This is a genomic window from Frankia sp. EI5c, from assembly GCF_001636565.1.
Taxonomy (GTDB): Bacteria; Actinomycetota; Actinomycetes; order Frankiales; family Frankiaceae; genus Parafrankia.
In genome coordinates, this window is the sequence record NZ_LRTK01000008.1 from 150,286 (window position 1) to 170,233 (window position 19,948).

The following is a 19,948-nucleotide window of genomic DNA, read 5'->3' on the forward strand; positions in this document are numbered from 1 at the left end:
GGAGAGTAGGTACTGATGGATCTACGGCTTGCGGGACGGCGGGCCATCGTCACCGGTGGCAGCAGGGGTATCGGGCGCGCGATCGCCCACGCGCTCCTCGCCGAAGGAGTGCACGTCGTCATCGCGGCCCGGGACGCCGAGGTACTGAAGTCCGCGGCGGCGGATCTGACAGCACGCACCAACGGGACCGTCATTCCCGTGGTCACCGACACCGGCAGCGACGAATCCGTGCGGGCGCTCGTCGCCCGCGCCGTCGACGAGCTGGGCGGGGTCGACATTCTCGTCAACAACGCGGCCCGGCCCGGCGGTGCCACCAGCCCGGACGGTACCGCCGGCCTCCCCACGGCCGCGGTCGCCGAGGACTTCAACGTCAAGGTTCTCGGGTATCTGCGTACGTCCCAGGCCGTGGCGCCGCATTTCATCGCCCAGAGATGGGGCCGGATCGTCAACATCGGCGGGCTCTCCGCCCGCCAGGTCGGCGGCGTCTCCGCGTCCATCCGCAACATCGGTGTCGCCGCTCTCACGAAGACCCTCGCCGACGAGCTCGGTCCGCACGGTGTCACCGTCAACGTCGTCCATCCCGGCCTGACCAGCACGGATGGCTACGACGGCCGTTTCACCCTCGCGCCGGAGATCCTCGCGACGGCGGCCGAGCGCACGGCCATCCGCCAGGTGGTCACCGCCGACGAGCTGGCCGCGGTCGTCACCTTTCTCGCGTCCCCGCTCGCGGTGGCGGTGACCGGTGAGTCCATCGCCGCCGGCGGTGGCACTCCCGGCCCCATCCACTACTGACCCCCCATCCACTACTGACCCGCTGAACGACCGAGCCCACTGAACAACCCGGCTGCCACTGGCTGGATGTGGTGTTGTGTTGTGTTGTGGGGCGTGGACGGTGAACGCGGGAAGGTGCAGGAGTGCTGGAATCCCTCGATGTCCTGTCCACCCACCCCTACGAAAGCCGCGACTACGAATGGGTGATCGCGGTCGCCACGTTCGCCGTCGATCCGGGTGCCCCCGGCAACGACCGCATCGTCGATCTGGACCTGGCTCCGCGCGACTCTGACGGCAACGTCCGGTTCACGGCTGATGTCTGCCTGCTGCGGCCCACCGCCGGGGGAAACGGGCGCGCCCTGCTCGCCGTGCCCAACCGGGGGATGGTCCTCGGTGTCCCGCTGAGCGAGTCGATGACCATGCCGACGGGCACCCGGAAGGCCCCGCCCGGCGGCGACGGCTTCCTGCTCGACCGCGGCTGGACGATCGCCTGGTGCGGCTGGCAGTGGGACATTCCCCGCGAACGGGGGTGGTTCGGCCTCACCGCGCCCGTCGCCGACGTCGAACCCGGGTGGATGCGGGTGGAGTTCCGACCGGACGTNCTCGAAGCCGACCACGCGCTGAGCGATGCCACGCTCATGGTGGAGTGCCACGACTACCCCACCGTGGATGTCGCCGACCCAGACGCCACCCTCACCGTGCGCACCTCGCCGCTGGGCCCGAGGCAGGACGTCCCCCGGGCCCGCTGGCGCTTCACCAGCCCGACCCGGTTCACGGTCGACGGCGGTTTCCAGCCGTTCCACTACTACGAGCTGGTGTACCGCTCGGCGACCGCGCCCGTGGTCGGCGCCGGGCTGTTGGCACTGCGGGACCTCGGCTCCCATCTGAAGGCGCGGCACGACCAGGTCCTCGCCACCGGCTCGTCGCAGTGCGGCCGCCTGCTCCGCCATTTCCTCTTCGAGGGTCTCAACGTCGACGAGAGCGGCCGGCAGGTGTTCGACGGCGTGTTCGCGGAGATCGCCAGTGCCCGGCGCGGCGAGTTCAACCAGCGCTACGGGCGCCCCGGCCTGCTCCATCCGCTGACACCCGCCTACGGCCCCCCGCACGACACCTCCTCGCTGCTCGCCCGCCAGCGGGCGCTCGGCGGGACGCCCAAAATCATGTTCACGAACAGCTCGTGGGAGTACTGGCGTGGGGACGGCGCACTCCTCCACCAGGACGCCCACACCGGCGAGGACCTCCCCGAGGATCCCGACGCCCGCGTCCATCTGCTGGCCGGCACCGACCACCTNGGCGCGATCCCGGGGTTGAAGGAACTGTCGCCGGTGGCCAACCCGGTGCACTCGCTGGATTCCGCACCCGTCCGGCGGGCGCTGTTCGTCCAGCTCGAACAGTGGGTGTGCGCGGGAATCGACCCCGAACCCAGCCGCATCCCACGCCAGGCGGACGGCACTGCCACGACCCGCGAGAAGGTCCTCGCCGCCTTCCGCGACGCTTCCACCCGCGGGGCGGCCCTGCCCGACGTCGAGCACCTGCCGTGGACCCCGGAGATCGACCCGGGCAGCACCACCTGGCCGCTCGACCTCGGCCAACCGCTGGTGGCGCTGGTCTCGGCGGTCGACGCGAGCGGCAACGAGGTGGCCGGCATCCGCCTGCCCGCCGTGGCCACGGCGGTCGCCGCGTACACCGGCTGGAATCCCCGCGTCCACGTCGACGGGCTGCCCGACGTCCTGTACGAGCTGATCGGTAGCCGCCTGCCCGCCTGGACACAAGCGGGCCCGCCCGACGACGCGGCACTACGAGCAGCCGCCCGGGCCCTGGTCGCCGACCGGTTCCTGCTGCCCGAAGACCTCGAACTCGCGGTGACACAGGCAAGGAGCCAGCTACGGGAGCACCGACCGTAACCCGGCCCCGCGTGCGGATCACGAGTCCCGGCAAGCTCTGGTCACAGCCGTGGGCCACGATGGCCGGGCCGGGCCGGAGCGGAGCGGGCCGGGGCCGAGCGGCAGGCCGGGCTGTTTCCGGGTAGGGGCCGGCGGCGGTCGCCGCGGCGTTCTCGGCCAGCTGCAACCCGGTCTGGTCCGGGCTGAGCTGCTGCGCCGCGATCCCCGACCCGATGACCAGTGCGGCCAACAGCCCGCTGCCGACCGCCTCGGCGACCAGCCGTCGCGCCAGCGGCGGCTGGCACCCCCTCCCCCCGTCGCCCGCCACCGCCACCGCCGACACCGACACCGACACCGACACCGACACCGACACCGCGGTCAGTGTGCCGCGCCGGCAGCCGCCGGATCGATCGTCATCGTGGGTGCGCACACCGGACCGCAGTCACAGGCCGACCCGGGAGCGGCAGCCGGCTCGCCGCTTCGCGGCCGGCGTCCGGTGTCCGCCGCGGCATCGGGGAGGTCGGCGAGCACCGTGTAGATCTCCCACGGAGCCCCGTCCGGGTCGTCGACCCACACCTTGTCCTGCAGCGCATAGCAGCAGGCGGTGTTCTCCTCCACCGCCGTCACCAACCCGGAGTCCTGTAGCCGGGTCGCGGCGGCGGACACCTCCGCGGAGGTGTCGATCTCCACGCCGAGGTGGTTCAGCGCCCCCGCCACCCCGGCACCGCGGGCGTCCGGGTTCTCGATCAGCACCAGTTTCAACGGCGGCACGTCCACGGCGAAGTTCGCGTACCCCGGCCGACGCTTCGCCGGCTCGACTCCGAACAGCTTCGAGTAGAACTCCACTGCCGCGTCCACGTCGGACACGTTCAACGCCAACTGCACCCTGGCCATCCCAGCCACCTTCACATCGATGCCCGTCTATGTCCCTGCCAGCCCGAGGATGAACGTAGACATAGACGACTGTCAATGGCTGAGGCATGCTGGACGCATGGCGACCACCTCCCCACCGGCGGCCCTCCCCGTCACCGAGATGACGGGTGTCACCAGCACCTCGGGCGACTGCCCGCCCGGCCCCGCAGGCCCGATCGCCGTCTGCTGCACCCCGCTGGCCCGCGCGCCACTGTCCGCGGAGGAGGCCGACAGGCTCGTCGCCGTCCTCAAGGCCATCGCCGTCCCCACCCGGCTACGCCTGCTGTCGATGATCTACGCGCGGGACGGCGGCGAGGCCTGTGTCTGCGAGCTCACCGAGCCTCTCGGCCTCACCCAGCCGACCATCAGCCACCATCTCAAGGTCCTCGTCGACGCCGGCCTGATCACCCGCGACAAACGCGGTGTCTGGGCCTACTACCGCGCCGTACCCGAAGCACTGGCTGCTCTCGCCACCGTCTTCGCACCCCCGTCGGCGCGGGCGGAGGCGTAGGCACCCCGGTCGCGGGGAAGGCCGAGGGGAAGCGCGGGCCCCGCCACCCACCGGGATATGCCCGCCGTTTTGGGATTGATGATTATCTTGACATTCGGTCGAGGATGACGGCGTTGCCTGATCCACGCTTCATGGTCGACATTCAGGCCGGGCTGGCGGGCACGAACACTCGGATTTCCTGATCGAGGCGACGGCACCTCCGGGGTTTCCACGACGCCTCCCGGGTTTACCCCACGAGCACCGGGTAAGGGCTGACCGACACCAGTCCGTCCTGTTCTCCGGAGGTACCGTGAGTTTTGATCCGTTGACCGAGAAGGGCATCCCTCTCGACGATCAGGTGCGCAACTGGTCCGAGCTCAACGTCGAGCCCTACGACAAGAGTCTGGTTGATCCCTACACCCGGTGCCGGGTGATCGCCATGAACGGCCTCGAGGTGGAGGCGGTGCTGTTCAGCCACCAGTTCGCCCGGCACATCGACGTGCCCGAGGTGAAAGCGGCCCTGGCGGAGATCCGCCGGATCGAGCAGCAGCAGCAGAAAGTCGTGAACTGGCTGATCCCCGGTGCGGAATCGACGCTGGAGGTGACCCTCGGCTACGANCAGGAAGCCGTCGACCTCACTGCCTGGCTGGCCCGCAGCGAGCCTGATCCCTATCTGAAGCAGACCTACGACTTCGGCCTGCTGGAGGACTTCGACCACCTCTACCGATATGCGAATCTCTACGAGCTGCTGGAGGGGAAAAAGGCGGAGCAGATCGTCCACCGACTCACCGAGGTGATGCCCGGAAGGCCCACCCAGGTGGAGCACCGCCACCCCGCCGACAACATTCGCCGGCACTACGACAAGCACACGGTCGATCCGCTCAGCCGGCTGCACGCCCTCACGATCACCGCGGCCGAGCAGCAGACGATGAACTTCTACATGACAATCGGAAACCGATATCTGGAACCGATCGCCCGCTCCCTCTACGCCGAGATCGCGATGGTGGAGGAGGAACACGTCACCCAGTACGAATCCATGCTCGATCCCGGGGAGACCTGGTTCGAACAACTCGTGCTGCACGAGTACAACGAGTGCTACATGTACCACTCGTTCGCCGGCCAGGAGACCGACCCCCGGATCGCCCGGATCTGGGAGCTGCACCTCGCCATGGAGATCGAGCAGCTGCGGATCGCCGCCGACCTGATGAAGCGCTACGACGGCCGGGAAGCAGCCGAAGTGCTGCCGGCGGCGCTGCCGGAACCGGTCCTGCTGGAACCGAACAAGCAGTACGTACGCGAGGTACTGGCCACCCAGCTCGACCTGACGAGCCTCGGCACCGGATACGTCATGGACGCCCACAACCGGTTCCAGGACAACCTCAAGAAGGTCAACGCCGGCGGTAACCCCAGCGAGCAGGTCATCGACACCCACCGGGAACGTTTCGGGGCCGAGTACCGGCTCGAGACCGACGGCCCGCACCCCGTCGAGCGCCTCCGTGAAGAGGCCCTCGCCGGCCGGCGCTGACGCCCGCACCCCACCCCACCCCACCCCACCCCACAACCCGGAAGAGAGATGGCATGGTGACCACCGCGGTGCGCCCCGAAACCGGAGCGGAGATAAAAGCAGGTCCGATGGTCACAGTCGCCCCCGACCACCTGGTCGAGGAGCAGCATTTCGACGACGTCGCCGCCGGCAGCGGGCTGGGTGGCTCGTTCCTGGCCGACCAGCTCTCCGGCTTCATCGCCCACGAGCGCATGAGCCTGAATCTGCTGCGCACCCTGCACGCCCGGACCGACAATCCGGCCCTGCGCTCCCGCTACGCCAAGCTCGAAGGCGAGACTTTGCAGGCCGTCGCCACCTGGGAACAGCTGATCCGTGAGCTCGGCGGCAACCCGCAGTACGCGAGCCCCGCGGGCCGAGCCACCGAAAGTCTCGACAACAAGCTGGTCGAGGCCCTGCTCCTGTCCGGCTCCGCCGACCCGATGACCTTCGAACAGGCCGGTCTCCAGACCTTCCTCACCGGAGCGAACCAGTGCGCCGCCAACGCCGCGCTGCTGGCCGCCCTCGCCGAGGAGGCCGACGACGGCGCCGCCAGGCAGGCCATGACCAGCGCGGCGGACACCCTCTCGCGGACGGCGCTGGAACACGCCGACTGGGCCACCGGCATGCTCACGAAAATGACTGTCGCCCAGGCGAAACACCCGACGGTGCGGAAGATCGGCCAGGCGGCGGAGAAGGCCGTCGACGCGGTACGCAACGCCGTCACCCCCGGCTGAGTGGGAGGAGCCGTCAGTCGAGTGTCAGCGTCGTCGCGTTCGGCTTGCCACCGCGCCAGGCTGGTCGCCGTTGCAGGAGTTCCGACCTGGCGGCCACGACCGCGAGCACGGGCGCGTGACCGAAGGAGTCCGCGAGCTCCTCGACGAAGTCGAGTGTGACGTCGCTGGCCCGATGGAGATCATCAGGGCGGCCACCGGTCACCCCGCCCCCGCCCCGGCGCCACCGCGCTTGGACCGGCCCCGGCCCCGGCATGCCCCGGCCCCGGCATGCCCCGGCCCCGGCAGATTGCGGAAAACCGTTCGCCAGTTGGCCGGCGACGGGTCAGGCTGCCGGTATGCGCGTGTGTTTCCGCCGGCTCGACGGCCCGAAGGGTGGCGACGGCGGGTCCGTCGCCACCATCGAACGTCCGGACGGCGTGTCGCTGCGGATGCGCTCCTACGACCGGACCTTCAGCGTGCCCCACGATCTCGCGCACTTCGTGGCCGAGTCCGAGTTCCGGCTGAGCCGGGGGGTCTGGGGCAGCATCGCCGCCGGGGCGATGTTCGGCAGCATGACCGTGGTGGCCGGCCGGCTCCGCCACGACAGTCGCCAGCGTTCCCACGACCTGATGCGGACCAACCAGCGCGAGATCAGACTCGCGGAGATCGTCGCCGGTGCCGTGCACGGCGCGGTCGAGCACGGCCGGCCGCCGAGTGCGGCCGACCTCGCGTCGGCCTGGCAGCTGTTCCGGGCGGATGCCCCGTCCTTCCCGGCGGACCTGCCGGGACGAGCGGCCGCGCGGCTGGACGTCCTGCGGGCGGCCTGGCAGGTGCTGGCCCCGGACGAGTCGATCGATCTGGTCTGGACGCTTCCCGTGGAGTCGCCGACGTCGGCCTCACGAAGCGGCGGCCGAGCGGCTCGCTCGTCCCGATCCCGCTGACTCGGCTGGGCGCGGCGTTCAGGGGTGGCCTTCAGGGGCGGCGGCGGGCGGCGGCCAGCAGGGACGGGTGCTGGGTGAAGTGGTCGACCCCGGGCAGGTCGGTGCNGGGGGGCACGATCTTGTCGATGGCGTCGAGCGCGTCGGTTCCGAGCTCGACGTCGGCGGCCGCCAGCGCGTCCTCGAGGTGTTTCATCGTGCGCGGCCCGATGATCGTCGAGGTGACGGCGGGATGGCTGGCGACGAACGCCATGGCCAGCTCGGTCAGGGTGATACCCGCCTGGTCGGCGACGCCGCGCAGGGCGTCCACGGCGTCGAACCGGGCGGGCGAGGAGCGCTCCTCGGCCGAGCTGACGGTTCCCTGCATGAACGGGCTGTCCGGGTCGTAGCGCGAGCCGACCGGCGGCTGCTGGCCGCGCTGGTACTTGCCGGTAAGCCAGCCACCGGCGAGCGGGCTCCACGGGATGACCGCCATCCGGNGGCGCCGGCAGGCGGGCAGGACGTCCCGTTCGACCGACCGGGCGAAGATCGAGTACTGCGGCTGCTCGCAGACGAACCGCTCGCCGTGCCGGCGGGCGGCGGCCCACTGCGCCTCGACGATCCAGTCCGCCGGGTACGACGACGAACCCAGGTAGAGGACCTTGCCCTGGCGGACGAGGTCGGTGAGGGCGCCGAGGGTCTCCTCCAGTTCGGTCGTCCAGTCGAGCTTGTGGATCTGGTACAGGTCGATGCGGTCGGTGCCGAGCCGACGCAGGCTGCCCTCGACGGCCTGCATGATCCATCGCCGGGAGGATCCCCGCTGGAGGCGGCCGCCCATGGGGAAGAAGCACTTGGTCGCGAGGACCACCTCGTCCCGGCGCGCTCCCACCGCCCGCCCGACGATCTCCTCGGCCTGGCCGCCGGAGTAGACGTCGGCGGTGTCGATGAAGTTGATCCCGCCGTCCAACGCGCGGTTGACGACCCGCACGCTCTCGTCGGGATCGACATTACCCAGCCGGCCGAAGTTCATCGTGCCCAGGCACTGGGTGCTGACCTCGACACCGGTCGTCCCGAACCTGCTGTACCGCAAGGGTTCCCCCAGGTGAGCTGTGTGGCGGGAGAGCATCGGTCGCCGCGGGCGCTCTCACATCTTCCGGAAATCCCAGGTTGTGATCTTCTCCGGGGTGAGGCGCAGCCAGGCGTGCCGGCCGTCGTGGTGCATCTCGTCGCGGCCGGTGTACTTCTGGGCGAAAAGCCGCTCGGGGTTGTCGAGATCGGGGTGCGGAGTGCTGGTGCGGGGAGCCTCGCCGACGCTTTCGAGCCGCCCGCGGAGCTCGACCCCGTGCAGCTCGTTGAAGGCCTGGCCACCGTCGACGAGCACGGCCACCCGCGGATCGCGGGCGATGTCCGCCCAGCGCTGGCTTTTCACGACCGAGTTGAGCCACAGCGCGGCGCCGTCCCAGACGAACCACAGCGGCGTCAGGTGCGGCCCGTCCGGACTGGACGTCGCCACGCGGCAGGTGCGCTCCTCGGCGAGGAAGGCATCGATCTCGGCCGGGCTCATGGCGATCCGGCGGCCCCGGCGCTGCTCTTTCATCGTGTTCCGTCCTTCATGGCGGTCGGGTGCCGGCCGCGCGGTGGTAGCCGGCACCCAGACGGGTGGCCCGCCGACCGCGGCCACAACCCCACCCATTATGCGACCAGCGGTCGCTTCTCAGGATGCCTGAGTATGCGGGCGATGCTCGCATATCGTCAAGAAGGAGTCCCGCTACGTAGATCGGCCTACGCCGATCTGCGGTGAAGGCTGCCGACGGCGGCCGTCAGCAGCTCGACGGGGCGGCGGGGCACGCCGAACAGCGAGGTGAGCGGGCTGCGGCGCAGTACCCGGCCCGGGTAGCCGCCGTCGATCCGGCCTGCGCCGGGCTCGGGTTCGTCGACGATGTCGGACGGCTCGGCCGGGTGCTCTTCACGCAGGGTTTCGACGCCGGTGCGGCGCACCGAGAGCAGGGCGTCGCTGAGCGCCGGCGACAGCCGGGCGCAGAGTGAGGCGGCCAGTGCCACGCCGCCGACGAGCACCTCCCGCCTGGGCCGCACGGCCGCCCGCACGATCGCGTCGGCGACGACCTCCGGCGCGTACACCGGCGGCGGCGGGCTGGGACGCCCACCGATCCGGCTGCGGGCGTGGGCGAAGAAGGGCGTGTCGACGGACGGGGGCAGCACCGTCGTGACCGCGATCGGGACGCCTTCCTGGGCGAGTTCCACCCGCAGGCTGTCATGGAAGCCGCGCACCGCCCACTTGCTGGCCGCGTAGCCGCTGTGCAGCGGCATCGCGCGGATGCCCTCGACCGAGGAGATGCCGATCAGCACGCCGCCGCCGGCCCGCCGCAGCGCGGGCAGCGCCGCCTTCGCCCCATAGATCTGCCCCAGCACGTTGATCCGCAGGACCTGCTCGAACTCGGCGTCGGTGATGTCCTCGACCCGGCCCCAGACGCTGACGGCGGCGGCGTTCACCCAGGTGTCGATGCGGTCGAAGGCCCGCTCGGCGCTAGCGGCGAGCGCATGGGCGGCCTGCGGGTCCGCGATGTCCGTCGGCACGGCGAGCGCACGCCCGGGACCGACCTCGGCGGCGATCTCGCCGGTCAGGGCGTGCAGCGCGGTGGCGCCGCGGGCCGCACACACCACCCGCGCGCCGCGGCGGGCGAAGGCCAGCGCGGCCGCCCGACCGATGCCGCTGGACGCACCGACGACCACCACGACCTGCTCGTCCAACGGCTTTGTGCGCATTCCCCACTCATCCTTCTCGACAGGCATCGGGACCAGACAAGCTGACCGTCACGCGCCGGCGCTCCTCGTCCGAGTGATGACCGCGGCCCGCCGAGGAGTCACCCGGCCAGCCCTGCTCCGCAGGATCTGACCGAGGTCTGTTCAGAAGCCGGAGCCGTAAACGTGACCCCGCGCCGGCGGCCTACGCCCCCATCCCGATCCCTCGGCCAGCANGTGGAGCGGCTCGCGGTGGTCAGCACGCGGCGCGCCTGTCGGCCCACTGTGTCGCCTCCGCGACAGATCCACCGCCTCGTTCCCGGTCACGTCCGCGCTCACCCGATCGGGTCACCTTCTCACCTGCATGAATGCCGGGAGCCGGTCGGAGCGGGTGGTTCGTCCGCGATGTACTCCGCGGAAACTGCCGCGCCCCAGGGGGATCGGGCTCTGCCATCCTGAGCAAGGAGCCACGAGGTGCGGAGGCGGACGTCCGATGACCATCCACCAGCTTCATCGCACGTCGGCGTCGGCGTCGGGTCGGCCTGGCTGGCGTGTCACGGCGTACACGCCGGGGCTCGGCGACGCGGTGCGCCAGCAGATCGTCGGTCTCCTCGCGGCCGAACTCGCCGTCGACGCGCGCCGCACCGGGCCACAGCGGCACGACGCCGAGGGCTCCGAGTACGGGCCGGGCTCCGGGTCGGGGTCGGGGTCAGCGCCGGTTTCCCGGAGGTCCCCCCGGCGGCCGGCGGCCGGTCTGAGCCTGAGCTACTCGCTCTTGGAAAGCGGCGCCGCGCTGATCTGCCGGACAGTCGGCACGGGCGTCGATTTCGCCGGCCGCCCGGGCAACGTCTTCCAGCACGCGCTGCTGCTCACCGAGCCGGAGCGTGATCTCCACGGGCTGCTTCCCGCCGACCTGCGGTGGTGGCCGGGCTGGGCCGACCAGCCATCCGACGGCACGCTGCCCGCCGTCGAGCGCCTCGTGGTCGACTCCTCGCTGCCCTGGCGGGAGGCGGTCGGCCGGGCGTGGGAGCTGCACGGCGAGGGTCGGCTGGCTGCCCTGCTGGCGAGTGCGCGCGGGGCGGCCCGCAGCGGCGGGGCCGTGCGGATAGTGCTGGTGGAGCAGGGCACGGCAACCACGATGCGGACGATCCGGCTGGTCACCGGCTCCCTGCCGCGGGAGCTGGCGCTGGCGATGACCTTCAGCGTGCCCGTGGGGCACCCGGAGCAGTCCCGCCACGTTCTGGTGGGGGTACCGGTGGGCGCCGACCTCGATCCCGCCGCCGTACCGTTCGGCGTCCGGTTTGTTACCCATCATCTGCATGGCGGGCCTGTTTCCGGAACCGGCGCCGGAGACGGAGCCGGAGACGCGGCCGGCGTCGGCGCTGCGCCCGGGGGCACCGGTCATCCCGCTCCGAGCGACGGCGGCCGGGCGGCCGGGCAGCCGGCGGACCTGGCCTGGGGCGAGGTGGCCGCGCGGGTGTGGGCAGCCGGGAGAGTCGATGTGCTGGCGGCGGCCAGCGCGTCGTTCACCCACCCCGACGCCGCGGAACGCCTCGCCGCCGCGGCCGCCGACGCGGGCGTGCCGCCGGATCAGCCGGCCGGCCCGCCGGCTCCCGGCAGCGCACCGCCCGAGGTAGCGGGCCCGGTCCGGGTACCACCGCCGGCGGGCGCCGGCCCATGGGGAGGGAACGCGGCGAGGGCCGCGCGGCCCCGCACGTCGAAACGCTTACCAGCGGGTGTTCTGGCGGCGTGGTCATCCGGTGTCCGGCCCGCGGGATCGGCGATCGGCGGATATGCCCGCGGCCTTTCGCTGTTCGGCGCCGGCGCGGTGATCGCTTTCGGTCGGCTCGGCGCACGACTGCTCGCGCTGCCGGCACGCACGCTGGCCGCGGGGCCGCCGGTGCTGCGCCCGGCGGACGGCGAGGCCGCCTACCCCGGGTACTTCACGCCGGCCGGCCAGGCGCTCGTCGACCTCGGCGCCATCGGGGACGCCCTGGCCGACGCACTCCGCACCGCCAGGCCGGCCCTCACCGCGGCCGGCCCGACCCGGTGGCCCGGCGCGTTTCTCGGGTCCACCTCCTCGGCACGGCGTTGCTGGACGATGTGGCGGGCGGGGACGGCGACCGGCGCCACCGTGGCCGGCGGGCTCGCCCGGGCGGCGTTCGCCGTGTTCACAGCACTCGTCGTCACCACGATCGCGGTGGCGCGGTGCGCGGGCGCGGTGCTGCGGGCGACGGAGGCGGCGCGTTGGCTGCTGCGCGAGGCACGCCCGGCGAGGCCGACCCTGGCGACGTTCCGCCGACTCGGCGAGCTCGCGGTCGACTGTCCTTATCCGGACTGTGCCCGCCCCCTGGGCCGGCCGTTCTACGAGTGCCCCAACGAGGACTGCGACCACCGGCACAACGACCTGCGGCCAGGCCGCGGCGGTCTGCTGTACCGAGTGTGCGCGTGCGGAACCCGGCTGCGAACCTGGGCGCCCGGCCGGCGCGGCCGGCTCGCCAGCTACTGCGGCTCCTGTTCCGGCCGGCTGCCCGACGGGATCGGGCACCTGCCTATCGTGCACATCGCACTGATCGGCCCGCCGGCATCCGGTAAGACGACCCTGCTGGTCGCCGTCCTGGCCGGCCTGAAGGAACTCGCCTACCAGCGTGATCTCACGGTGTCCTTCGCGTTCCGGCCGGACGAGGAGTGGTACCGACGCAGCCTGCAGGTGGTCGCGGACGGTGGGTGGCTGGAGTCGACGGTGACCCCGAACCCCCGGGCGTTCGTCGTCACGGTCGGCATCCCCCGCGGCCCCCGGCGCATCCTGTTCTTCTTCGACCCGGACGGGGACCTCTACACCGACCAGGAGACGCTGCGCACCACCCACCGCTACCTGGAGCGGACCCACAACGCCCTGCTCGTCGTCGACCCGTCGGCACAGCCGGCACTGCTCAGCCGGCTCACCCCCACCCAGCGGGAGGCGGCCTACGAGGCGGCCCACCCGGCCGCCGAGCCGACCTACGACACGATGCGGCGGCTGATCCGGGTTCTGCACGCGGACGGAGCGCTGCCTCGGCGGGGCGGCCGCCTCGCCCTGCGGCTCGCCGTGGTGGTCAGCAAGACCGACTGGCTGCGCGGGCTCCCACCCGTGCTTCGCCTGCCCGACCTGACCCCGGAGCAACAGGACGGCCTCGTGCGCTACTGGCTCACCCGGCCCGCACGGCTGCCGGAGCTCGGCCAGCAGCCGTCGACGGAGTTCACCGACACGCGCTACTGGGCGCTGAGCGCCGCGGACTGCATACGCGGCCGAGGCGAGATCGTGGACCCGGCCGAACGTGTCGCCGCCGCCGAACCGGTGCTGTGGATGCTGGGTGCGAGCGGACGCGGCTTCCGGCGCCTGATCGCCCGGCAGCAGAAGGCGCGGGAGGCCAGCCGGCACCGCGCGCCCCACGCCACGACGTACCGGGCGCACTACGCCGCCCTCGAACGATCCGGCCTCGAACGATGAGGACGTCCCGCCGCGCGGCACATGCCTCCCGCCCGCACGCCTCCCGCCCGCCGGGCGAGCCCCCGACGCCGCCGCATGTGCGCCGGCAGCGCCGTGTGCTGCTGGGGCTCTACGTCCTGGCGGTCCTCCTCCTGATCGCGGCCCCCTGCGGCCTGGTGGGCCTCGTCATCCTTCGTTGAGGATCCGCCCCGCAGGGGTCCGCCCAGCAGGGGTCCGCCCAGCAGGGGTCCGTGCCTGTCCGGGGGGCTTGCCCAGGGCGACGGTGGCCAGCGGATGCTGGCAGAGCCCCGGATCGCAGTCACCCAGCACCGGCTGCCGGAAGTGGACCTTGTTGAGGACGATGAACGCGGTCTCCGGCAGGGTCTCGACCTCGACCGGTTCCACCGCCGGCTCGAACACCCGGCTCATCGCCGCGGACGTGCCCTTCTCCGACGACCCCGACCGGCCACGCGAGCGTGACCACTGGACCGTCCGCGCGGTGCCCCGCGACCCGCTCCTGCTGCGGTTGAAGACCGGCAGACGTTCACCTCGCCGCATCCCGACCTGGATGCTCCAACCGCGCTGGCTGTCCTCCGAGGTGCTGGTCCCGGTGCCCTTCGTCTCGTCGCGGCTCCAGCCGAGGGACTCGCTCGTGCTCTGGGTCTCCTGGCTGAGCACGAAGCGGTACTCGGAACCGACCAGCTCCACCGCGGCCTGCGCCTCGAGGGCGTTGTGGGTACGCATCAGCAGCGTGACGCTGCCCGCCGTGTTCAGCATCCGCTGCGCGTCATCACGGGCCGGCACATGCTGGTGCAGGAACATCGTCCGCACCCGGGCGTTGCGGGCATGCTGGCTGAACTCGTCCAGCACGTCCCGCCCCAGCCGGTCGACGCCGGCGACGACGATCAGGTCATCGCTGCGGTGTGGCGCGCCGTGGCGCAGATCCTCCATGAAGCGGTACAGCAGGATGCGCGCCGACTCACCGTGATCCTTGTTGTAGACGGGCGCGGCGAGCACCGTCAGGCCGGGCCTCCACAGCCCGCTGCCCGGCCGCGCCACCGGCTCGCCGGCGCCGCCCGGCGCGCCTCCCGCAGGCACCGCGTCCTCGGGTGCCGCGTCCTCGGGTGCCGCGTCCTCGGGTGCCGCGTAGTCGGGCGGCGCATGGTCAGGTGACACGTAGTCAGGTGCGGCGCGGTCCGCATGCCGCCGATCGTCGTTGCCCGCCAGCCGCTCGAAGGAGTCGACGAGGTAGGTCAGCTCGGCGCTCTCCTGTGGCGTGCGGCCGAACTCGTGGCTCACCTGCATGAGCGCCCGCTGCTCCCGCAGGCTCAGGACACCGCCGGCCTGGCCGCTTCCGGCGCTCGTCTCGCTGAGCCGCTGCAGCAGCCGCACGCCCGCGGCGAGCCGGCGGAACGTCCAGGGCGGGTCGATGAGGCGGGCGACGGTCCGCACGATCGCCTCGTCTCGCCGACGGATCTCCGCCGCGCCACTGCGCCCCGGCAGCACGGCGAACGCATCGGCGATCACCCGACCCACGGCCTCCGGGCTCAGGTCGTGGAACAGGTCGACCAGGCTGAGATCCGTAGGGAACCGGCCGCACGGCACCGGCCGCCCCGTGCTGCTCACCAACTGGATCAGATCCTCGGCGACCTCGTGGCTGGTGAGATCGAGCACGACCACGCTGCGGTCGGAGCGCATCAACGAACCGGCGGTGGTCGCGATCATCGCCGCCCAGCCGTCCCACGTGCCGCAGACGACATCCACCCGGGTCACGTCCGGAGGACCCTGTACCGGGCGCCACTCGTCCTGGGACTCAGCGGCGGCGGAGCTGCCCTGCCGCTGCTGGTCGTGCGCGTCCATCCACGCGCCTTCCCGCTCGCGCCCGACAGCTTCGCGCCAGCGCGCGTACATCGACGTCAGCCCACCCCCGGCGACGGCCACACCGGCCGTGGCCAGCGCCGGGACGGCCAGCGACGCCCCGGTCGCCGCGCCGAGGGCGCCCAGTGCGCCACCCAGGACGACGCCGCCGATCGTGCAGGCCTTGGCCGTCGCGCCCAGGGCCGCCGCACTGGCCGCGCCCCCGAACTGCTCGGGCGGCAGCACCGGCCGGCCGAGCAGGTCCGGCACCGGCCGTTCCGCGGGTACGAACTGCCAACCCCACTGGAACCTGTCCACCCCCTGCGCCAGCAGCCGCCCCGCCAGCTCACGCCGCCGCATCTCCGCGAGTTCGCCGGCCTGGCCAGGAACCAGCGCCGTCACGTGCCACCTCCGATGACAGAAATAATTCCAGCCCGCATCGTACGTACCATTTCCATCTGGAGGGCGCAAGGGAAAAAATCCCGGGAACTATCTTCGACACAGCCACACCCCATCAATCCGTGGGGTGCTTCCCCGCCCGTACCGAATACTGACGGCAAGCAATCTTCTTTCCCTTGCCACGGAGGAGCGTGACCACCCGCCCCGGAAAGAGGTGTCACCGGCCAGGGCCTCGTCCTCGTACCGGCGGCCTCCTCGGCGGCACCAATTACATACACCCGGGCGAGCGGGCCGATCAGGACGTGAGGCGGGCTTCGGCGAGTGCCGACCGGCTGAGCCGGTCAGCCGACCGGGTCGTCTCCGGCAGCCGGTAACGGGGGCACAGCTCCAGCACCCACCGGCAGGCGGAGTCGAGGTTGGTCCGGTGGCCGACCGAGAGGTACACCTCCCGCACACCGTCCCGCGTCCGCAGCGCGGCGCCCACCGCCTCGCCGTCGAGGATGATCGGCGCCCGCTCACCCCGCCGCGGCCCGGGTGTGGAGTGCTCGCCCACGAACGGGGTCTTCGCCACGCCGATCGTCGGCAGGTCCACGGTGACACCGAGATGGCAGGCCAGGCCGAACCGCCGCGGGTGCGCAACGCCATGCCCGTCACACACCAGCAGATCCGGCGGCGCGGCCAGCCGCGACAGGACGGCTTCCCACGCCTCGAGCAGCGGCGGCAGCTCCCGAAACGACAGCAGCCCCGGAATGTAGGGGAACGACACCCGGCTCACCGCCGTGGCCGACGCGATCACGTCCCAGCGCGGCGCGGCGAGAACCACCACCGCTCCCGCGACCAGATCCGTGTCTGCGTCGTACGCGACGTCGAAACCAGCCACCGTCGTGACCAGCTCCGGACCGGGAACATCAGGCCGCACCAGCCGCCGCAGCTCATCCTGCAGCGCCTCGGCGCCCTCGACCTCTCCCACCGCCGCACCTCACTTGTTGAAATCCAGCCGACGCACCCCGGGCCGCACCGCGGGTCAGCTCAGTTCGGTTCCGTCCTCGGCCCACCGCTTCCTGCGGAGAACTTTTCCGCGATCATACTGTGTCTCGGATTCCAGCTGACCGTTCGAAAACCAGGAACGACCGACCCCGTGCCGTCCGTCGTCGACGTTCCAGTACTCGGACATGACCGAACCATCCGGGTAGAACGTGCGCTCCAACCCTCGCAGTCGGCCGTTTTCATAGGTTTCGACCTTGCGGGGCCGTCCGTCACGGTAGTAATCAGTCACCCTCCCGGTAAAGAATTCCCCCTGGTAGGTGACGAAGAGATCGTCCGTGTAATCTATATCGTCAATATGAACGGACGGAACAGAGTCCGATTCGGTCATTCATTGCCCCTTTTCCACTCGTCGGCCGGAATCATCCCGGGGATGGAATCAATGCCTTCTAGGATAGCAGTGCAGTTCGGGCAGCATGGAGCAGTCTTCTCCGGCGGTCGATAGGGGAAACGGTTGTCCACGATCATCTCGCTGAGCGATTCAGGGGTCACCTGGTATCCCATCGCCTCCCGGTCATACAGGGCCCGACTGGTGTTCAGAACCTCAGCATGGCGACCCGGGATATCAAAATGAGGGAAGCCCCCCTTGTCACCGTTTCTATACTGGTATGCCTCCGGATTCTCCGCCGCCTCGGCCACCAGACTGTCGAGACGTTCCTGTAGTATCGGATGAAGGTCGGTCGGAATCACTCTCTCCTGGTTGACAGCCTCGTACACGCGACCGGTGCGGGTGTCGAGGAGTACGGAGGTGACCGGCGCCACTTCGGACTTCGCTACAGTCCCATCCTGGCGCGCATCAAGATATCCNTGGGTACGTTCGGTGGCGAGCCCACTGACGTAGTCACGGACAGACTTCCCGTCAACCGATTCGATAAGCCCCTCCTCACTTCGCTGTATGGCAGCCTCGTCCAGCCTGGGAAGTGGCTCTGTGGCGCAGAGTGGAGACTCGGGCCACGGCGAACCGTCCGGCTTGACCGACACAGCGTCATGATCAATAGGCCCGTCGTTCGATTCACGCTGTTCGCCTGGGGTCTGCATGTCATCCCCCACGACACTGTCGGCCTGGACGGGCGGCGACTCAGCAGGGGGAAGGTCGGCCCGTTCCGCCCTCGAGGCAGCGGCATCGATTTCCGCCGCTTTCATTTCCGGACCTTCGCGAGCGAGAGTGTTTTCCTCCTGCTCCGCCTGCCCTATTGATCCCAGCTCAGTCGCATCCGATTCACCGGCCGACTCGGTGGCGGGTTCGAGCTGTGCCGACGTCTTCTCGGTGTTTGCGGGTGGTTCCACCGACTCGGCGACAGTCGCCGTTTCAGGTACAATTTGCGCAACGGGCTCCTCCCGAACCTCCGACAGGGCGACGTCCGACACCACATCAGCGGTGGGCGAATCGGATATCTCCCCTTCCCCCGTGGCGGGATTTGCCTCCTCGGCGACACGCGGGTCGGAAGTCTCCGGCACCATGGAGGGTTCGTCCGCCTCAGCTAAGGCGGAGGGCTGCGGCACCGACCCGCCGTCGTACCCCCCATCGTCGGGCACGACCTCCGGCGGTGCCTCATCTGATATAGGCGGGGTCGGGGTTTCGGGTGTCATTTCAGCCGGCACTTCGGCTGGTATTGCGGCTGGCCCATCGGTCGGGGTCGCCTCGCGCAGCGGGTCGACCCTGCCTTCATACTCAGGTGCCGGGCCCTCCCCCATACCACCGTCGTCGGTGCCGGAGTCCTCGACCGGAAGGCCGTCTGCCGACGAATCGTTCGGGTTGTCGACGAACGCGCGGGCCTCGCCGGCAATCGACTCGGCCAGCGCCTCGGAGTCGCTCATCCCGGCGGAGCCGTCATCCTGACTGTCGACGGACTCGCCGGGGGGTGTTTCGAGGGGTCCTTCGATCGGAGTCGCCTCGGGCACCGGGATGCCAACCACATCATCCTCGGACGTCGACCCATCCCCGATGTCACCGTCACCGTTGGCGGAGTCCTCGACCGGCGGCCCAGCCGCGACCGGCCCGTCCGCGACCGGCCCGTCCGCGACCGGGCCGTCGGCCGCCGAATCGTCCGGGCGTTCGCGGAGCGCGCGAGACTCGCCGGCAATCGACTCGGCCAGCGCTTCCGAGTCACTCATGACGGCGGAGCCGTCGTCCTGGCTCTCGGCGGGCGGTGCCTCCGCGGATCCGGGCCGTGCCTCGGGGGCACTCGTCTCGGCTTCGGCGGCTGGGGATTCGATGTCCTCCGGTGGCGGACCCAGCGCACGGGACTCCCCGGCGAGCAGGTCGGCGAGCGCCTGCGAATCGCTCTCCTCCGGCCCGACGGAACTCTCGGCGACGCCGAGATCATTCTCCGGGCCTGCCCACCCGTCCGCGGCGAGATCCGCCGAGCCACCGAGATCAGCCAGCTCACCGAGGCCGTCACCGATCATGTTTCCGCCTCCGCCCGCGGATTCGCTGGCCGATGTCCAACCGGCGGCTGCTCGAAGAGCCGGACGATCGTGTCGAGCCGGCCGGCGCAGGCGCGGGCGAAGGCTCGGCGCAGATGCAGCCCGCCGGCACCGCCGGTCACCTCGACCTGCGCCGCCGTGAGCCCGCTCGCGTCGGGATCGCCGATCGCCACCCGGTGGCTGCCGGAGGCGTTCGCCGGATGCTCCCTGAAGGCGCGCATCTGATCCACGACATCCGCGCCCTCGAGAATCAGCCCGCGCCGGGCCCACTGCTCGGTGTGTGGATGCGGCCGCCGCGCGGCGCCGGGACCGCGCCGGGCGATGGCGGCGGTCAGCTCGGCGCGCACGTCGTGCCACCGGTAGAGGCCGGCCTGGAAGCGCAGCTGGTCGCCGGTGGGCGGCGGCCGCAGCCCGAGTCGGGCGGTGAGCTCGGCGAGGATGTGGTCGGCGAGGTCAGCCGGGTCGAGCCAGCGGCGCAGCAGCGGGCGGCGGGCGTCGACCGCCCGCTCGACCGCATGGGCCAACGCGCAGGCACGCTGGCGCGGCGGCAGCCGGAGCAGCCAGTCGGACAGCGCCGGGGCCGGGTCGACGGGGTGCACGCCCGCGACCGTCGCGGCGACGACCGCCTCCACCCACAGCACGAGCAGCGGGGACGTCGAATCGTGCCGGGCCTCGTTCATCGCGCGCAGTGTGCAGGGGGCGGGGCGGCAGTCCGGCGGGCACAGCTCGCTGCGCGCGGCCCGCAGTGGTGGCAGGTGGCCCG

Annotated in this window: 17 protein-coding genes and 4 pseudogenes; 10 read left to right on the forward strand and 11 right to left on the reverse strand. The window is 71.2% G+C overall.

Translation table 11 applies throughout. The features are described from left to right. Positions 1 to 15 precede the first annotated feature (15 nt). The 3 genes from UG55_RS07015 to UG55_RS46795 all read left to right on the forward strand — a co-directional run bounded on the left by UG55_RS07015 (position 16) and on the right by UG55_RS46795 (position 2,675). Complete coding sequence (locus UG55_RS07015; RefSeq protein WP_066064479.1) at positions 16 to 792, forward strand: SDR family NAD(P)-dependent oxidoreductase; 777 nt, start codon at positions 16 to 18, stop codon at positions 790 to 792. Between the two features lie 617 nt (positions 793 to 1,409). After that, on the forward strand, positions 1,410 to 2,062 hold a 653-nt coding region (locus UG55_RS46790; protein ID WP_396230827.1), incomplete at its 3' end, for an alpha/beta hydrolase domain-containing protein. Between the two features lie 106 nt (positions 2,063 to 2,168). Continuing rightward, positions 2,169 to 2,675, forward strand: a complete 507-nt coding sequence (locus UG55_RS46795; protein ID WP_396230828.1) for an alpha/beta hydrolase domain-containing protein — start codon at positions 2,169 to 2,171, stop codon at positions 2,673 to 2,675. A 121-nt stretch (positions 2,676 to 2,796) separates the two neighbouring features. Here UG55_RS46795 and UG55_RS33180 read toward each other — a convergent pair. Both UG55_RS33180 and UG55_RS07025 read right to left on the reverse strand, forming a co-directional pair. Next, positions 2,797 to 2,982: pseudogene (locus tag UG55_RS33180) on the reverse strand (aquaporin family protein); the annotation flags it as partial. Positions 2,983 to 3,032: 50 nt separating this feature from the next. Further along, complete coding sequence (locus UG55_RS07025) at positions 3,033 to 3,548, reverse strand: ArsI/CadI family heavy metal resistance metalloenzyme (protein ID WP_066064486.1); 516 nt, start codon at positions 3,546 to 3,548, stop codon at positions 3,033 to 3,035. 97 nt (positions 3,549 to 3,645) lie between these two features. Between UG55_RS07025 and UG55_RS07030 the strand changes: the two genes are divergently transcribed. From UG55_RS07030 to UG55_RS07040, 4 genes and pseudogenes are all read left to right on the forward strand, one after another. Next, positions 3,646 to 4,077 carry a metalloregulator ArsR/SmtB family transcription factor gene (locus tag UG55_RS07030; RefSeq protein WP_066064488.1) on the forward strand — a complete coding sequence of 144 codons (432 nt, stop codon included), beginning with the start codon at positions 3,646 to 3,648 and terminating at the stop codon, positions 4,075 to 4,077. 289 nt (positions 4,078 to 4,366) lie between these two features. Next, positions 4,367 to 4,674, forward strand: a 308-nt coding sequence (locus UG55_RS46800; protein WP_396230823.1) for a hypothetical protein, incomplete at its 3' end; no start/stop codon positions are given. A 1-nt stretch (position 4,675) separates the two neighbouring features. After that, a pseudogene (locus tag UG55_RS46805) lies at positions 4,676 to 5,581 on the forward strand (hypothetical protein); the annotation flags it as partial. A 107-nt stretch (positions 5,582 to 5,688) separates the two neighbouring features. After that, positions 5,689 to 6,333 (forward strand): hypothetical protein, encoded by a 645-nt coding sequence (locus tag UG55_RS07040; protein ID WP_242423834.1) that lies wholly within the window; start codon positions 5,689 to 5,691, stop codon positions 6,331 to 6,333. 13 nt (positions 6,334 to 6,346) lie between these two features. On the opposite strand, the gene UG55_RS07045 is transcribed toward UG55_RS07040, so the two are convergent. Beyond that, on the reverse strand, positions 6,347 to 6,535 hold the full coding sequence (locus UG55_RS07045) for a hypothetical protein (RefSeq protein ID WP_066064497.1): 189 nt from the start codon (positions 6,533 to 6,535) through the stop codon (positions 6,347 to 6,349). Positions 6,536 to 6,668: 133 nt separating this feature from the next. Between UG55_RS07045 and UG55_RS07050 the strand changes: the two genes are divergently transcribed. Continuing rightward, complete coding sequence (locus UG55_RS07050; RefSeq protein WP_242423835.1) at positions 6,669 to 7,253, forward strand: hypothetical protein; 585 nt, start codon at positions 6,669 to 6,671, stop codon at positions 7,251 to 7,253. Between the two features lie 106 nt (positions 7,254 to 7,359). Here the strand turns inward: UG55_RS07050 and UG55_RS33185 are convergent. The 4 genes and pseudogenes from UG55_RS33185 to UG55_RS07065 form a co-directional block, all read right to left on the reverse strand. Beyond that, positions 7,360 to 7,729 (reverse strand): annotated as a pseudogene (locus UG55_RS33185) (aldo/keto reductase); the annotation flags it as partial. A gap of 1 nt (position 7,730) precedes the next feature. Then, positions 7,731 to 8,319, reverse strand: a pseudogene (locus UG55_RS33190) (aldo/keto reductase); the annotation flags it as partial. 54 nt (positions 8,320 to 8,373) lie between these two features. After that, positions 8,374 to 8,826, reverse strand: coding sequence for a pyridoxamine 5'-phosphate oxidase family protein (locus tag UG55_RS07060; RefSeq protein ID WP_066064505.1), 453 nt, complete (start codon positions 8,824 to 8,826; stop codon positions 8,374 to 8,376). 185 nt (positions 8,827 to 9,011) lie between these two features. Continuing rightward, positions 9,012 to 10,013, reverse strand: a complete 1,002-nt coding sequence (locus UG55_RS07065; protein ID WP_066064508.1) for an SDR family oxidoreductase — start codon at positions 10,011 to 10,013, stop codon at positions 9,012 to 9,014. 469 nt (positions 10,014 to 10,482) lie between these two features. Here UG55_RS07065 and UG55_RS28260 point away from each other — a divergent pair, with 469 nt between their 5' ends. Together UG55_RS28260 and UG55_RS28265 are read left to right on the forward strand one after the other, a co-directional pair. Continuing rightward, positions 10,483 to 13,479, forward strand: coding sequence for a hypothetical protein (locus UG55_RS28260; protein WP_066064511.1), 2,997 nt, complete (start codon positions 10,483 to 10,485; stop codon positions 13,477 to 13,479). Beyond that, entirely contained in the window at positions 13,476 to 13,658 is a 183-nt protein-coding gene (locus UG55_RS28265) for a hypothetical protein (protein WP_128422881.1), read from the forward strand. The genes UG55_RS28260 and UG55_RS28265 overlap by 4 nt, the downstream gene beginning before the upstream one ends. Here UG55_RS28265 and UG55_RS07075 read toward each other — a convergent pair. From UG55_RS07075 to UG55_RS29860, 4 genes are all read right to left on the reverse strand, one after another. Then, entirely contained in the window at positions 13,645 to 15,717 is a 2,073-nt protein-coding gene (locus UG55_RS07075) for a hypothetical protein (RefSeq protein WP_066064514.1), read from the reverse strand. The genes UG55_RS28265 and UG55_RS07075 overlap by 14 nt on opposite strands. 292 nt (positions 15,718 to 16,009) lie before the next feature. Continuing rightward, positions 16,010 to 16,684 carry an endonuclease V gene (locus UG55_RS07080; protein ID WP_066064517.1) on the reverse strand — a complete coding sequence of 225 codons (675 nt, stop codon included), beginning with the start codon at positions 16,682 to 16,684 and terminating at the stop codon, positions 16,010 to 16,012. A 54-nt stretch (positions 16,685 to 16,738) separates the two neighbouring features. Beyond that, positions 16,739 to 17,089: a toxin-antitoxin system YwqK family antitoxin gene (locus UG55_RS26965; protein WP_083986503.1), complete on the reverse strand. Its 351-nt coding sequence runs from the start codon at positions 17,087 to 17,089 to the stop codon at positions 16,739 to 16,741. Continuing rightward, positions 17,086 to 17,565 (reverse strand): YwqJ-related putative deaminase (locus UG55_RS29860; RefSeq protein ID WP_206779350.1); only part of this gene is annotated, 480 nt, incomplete at its 5' end. The genes UG55_RS29860 and UG55_RS26965, both read right to left, overlap by 4 nt. Positions 17,566 to 19,948: the final 2,383 nt, after the last annotated feature.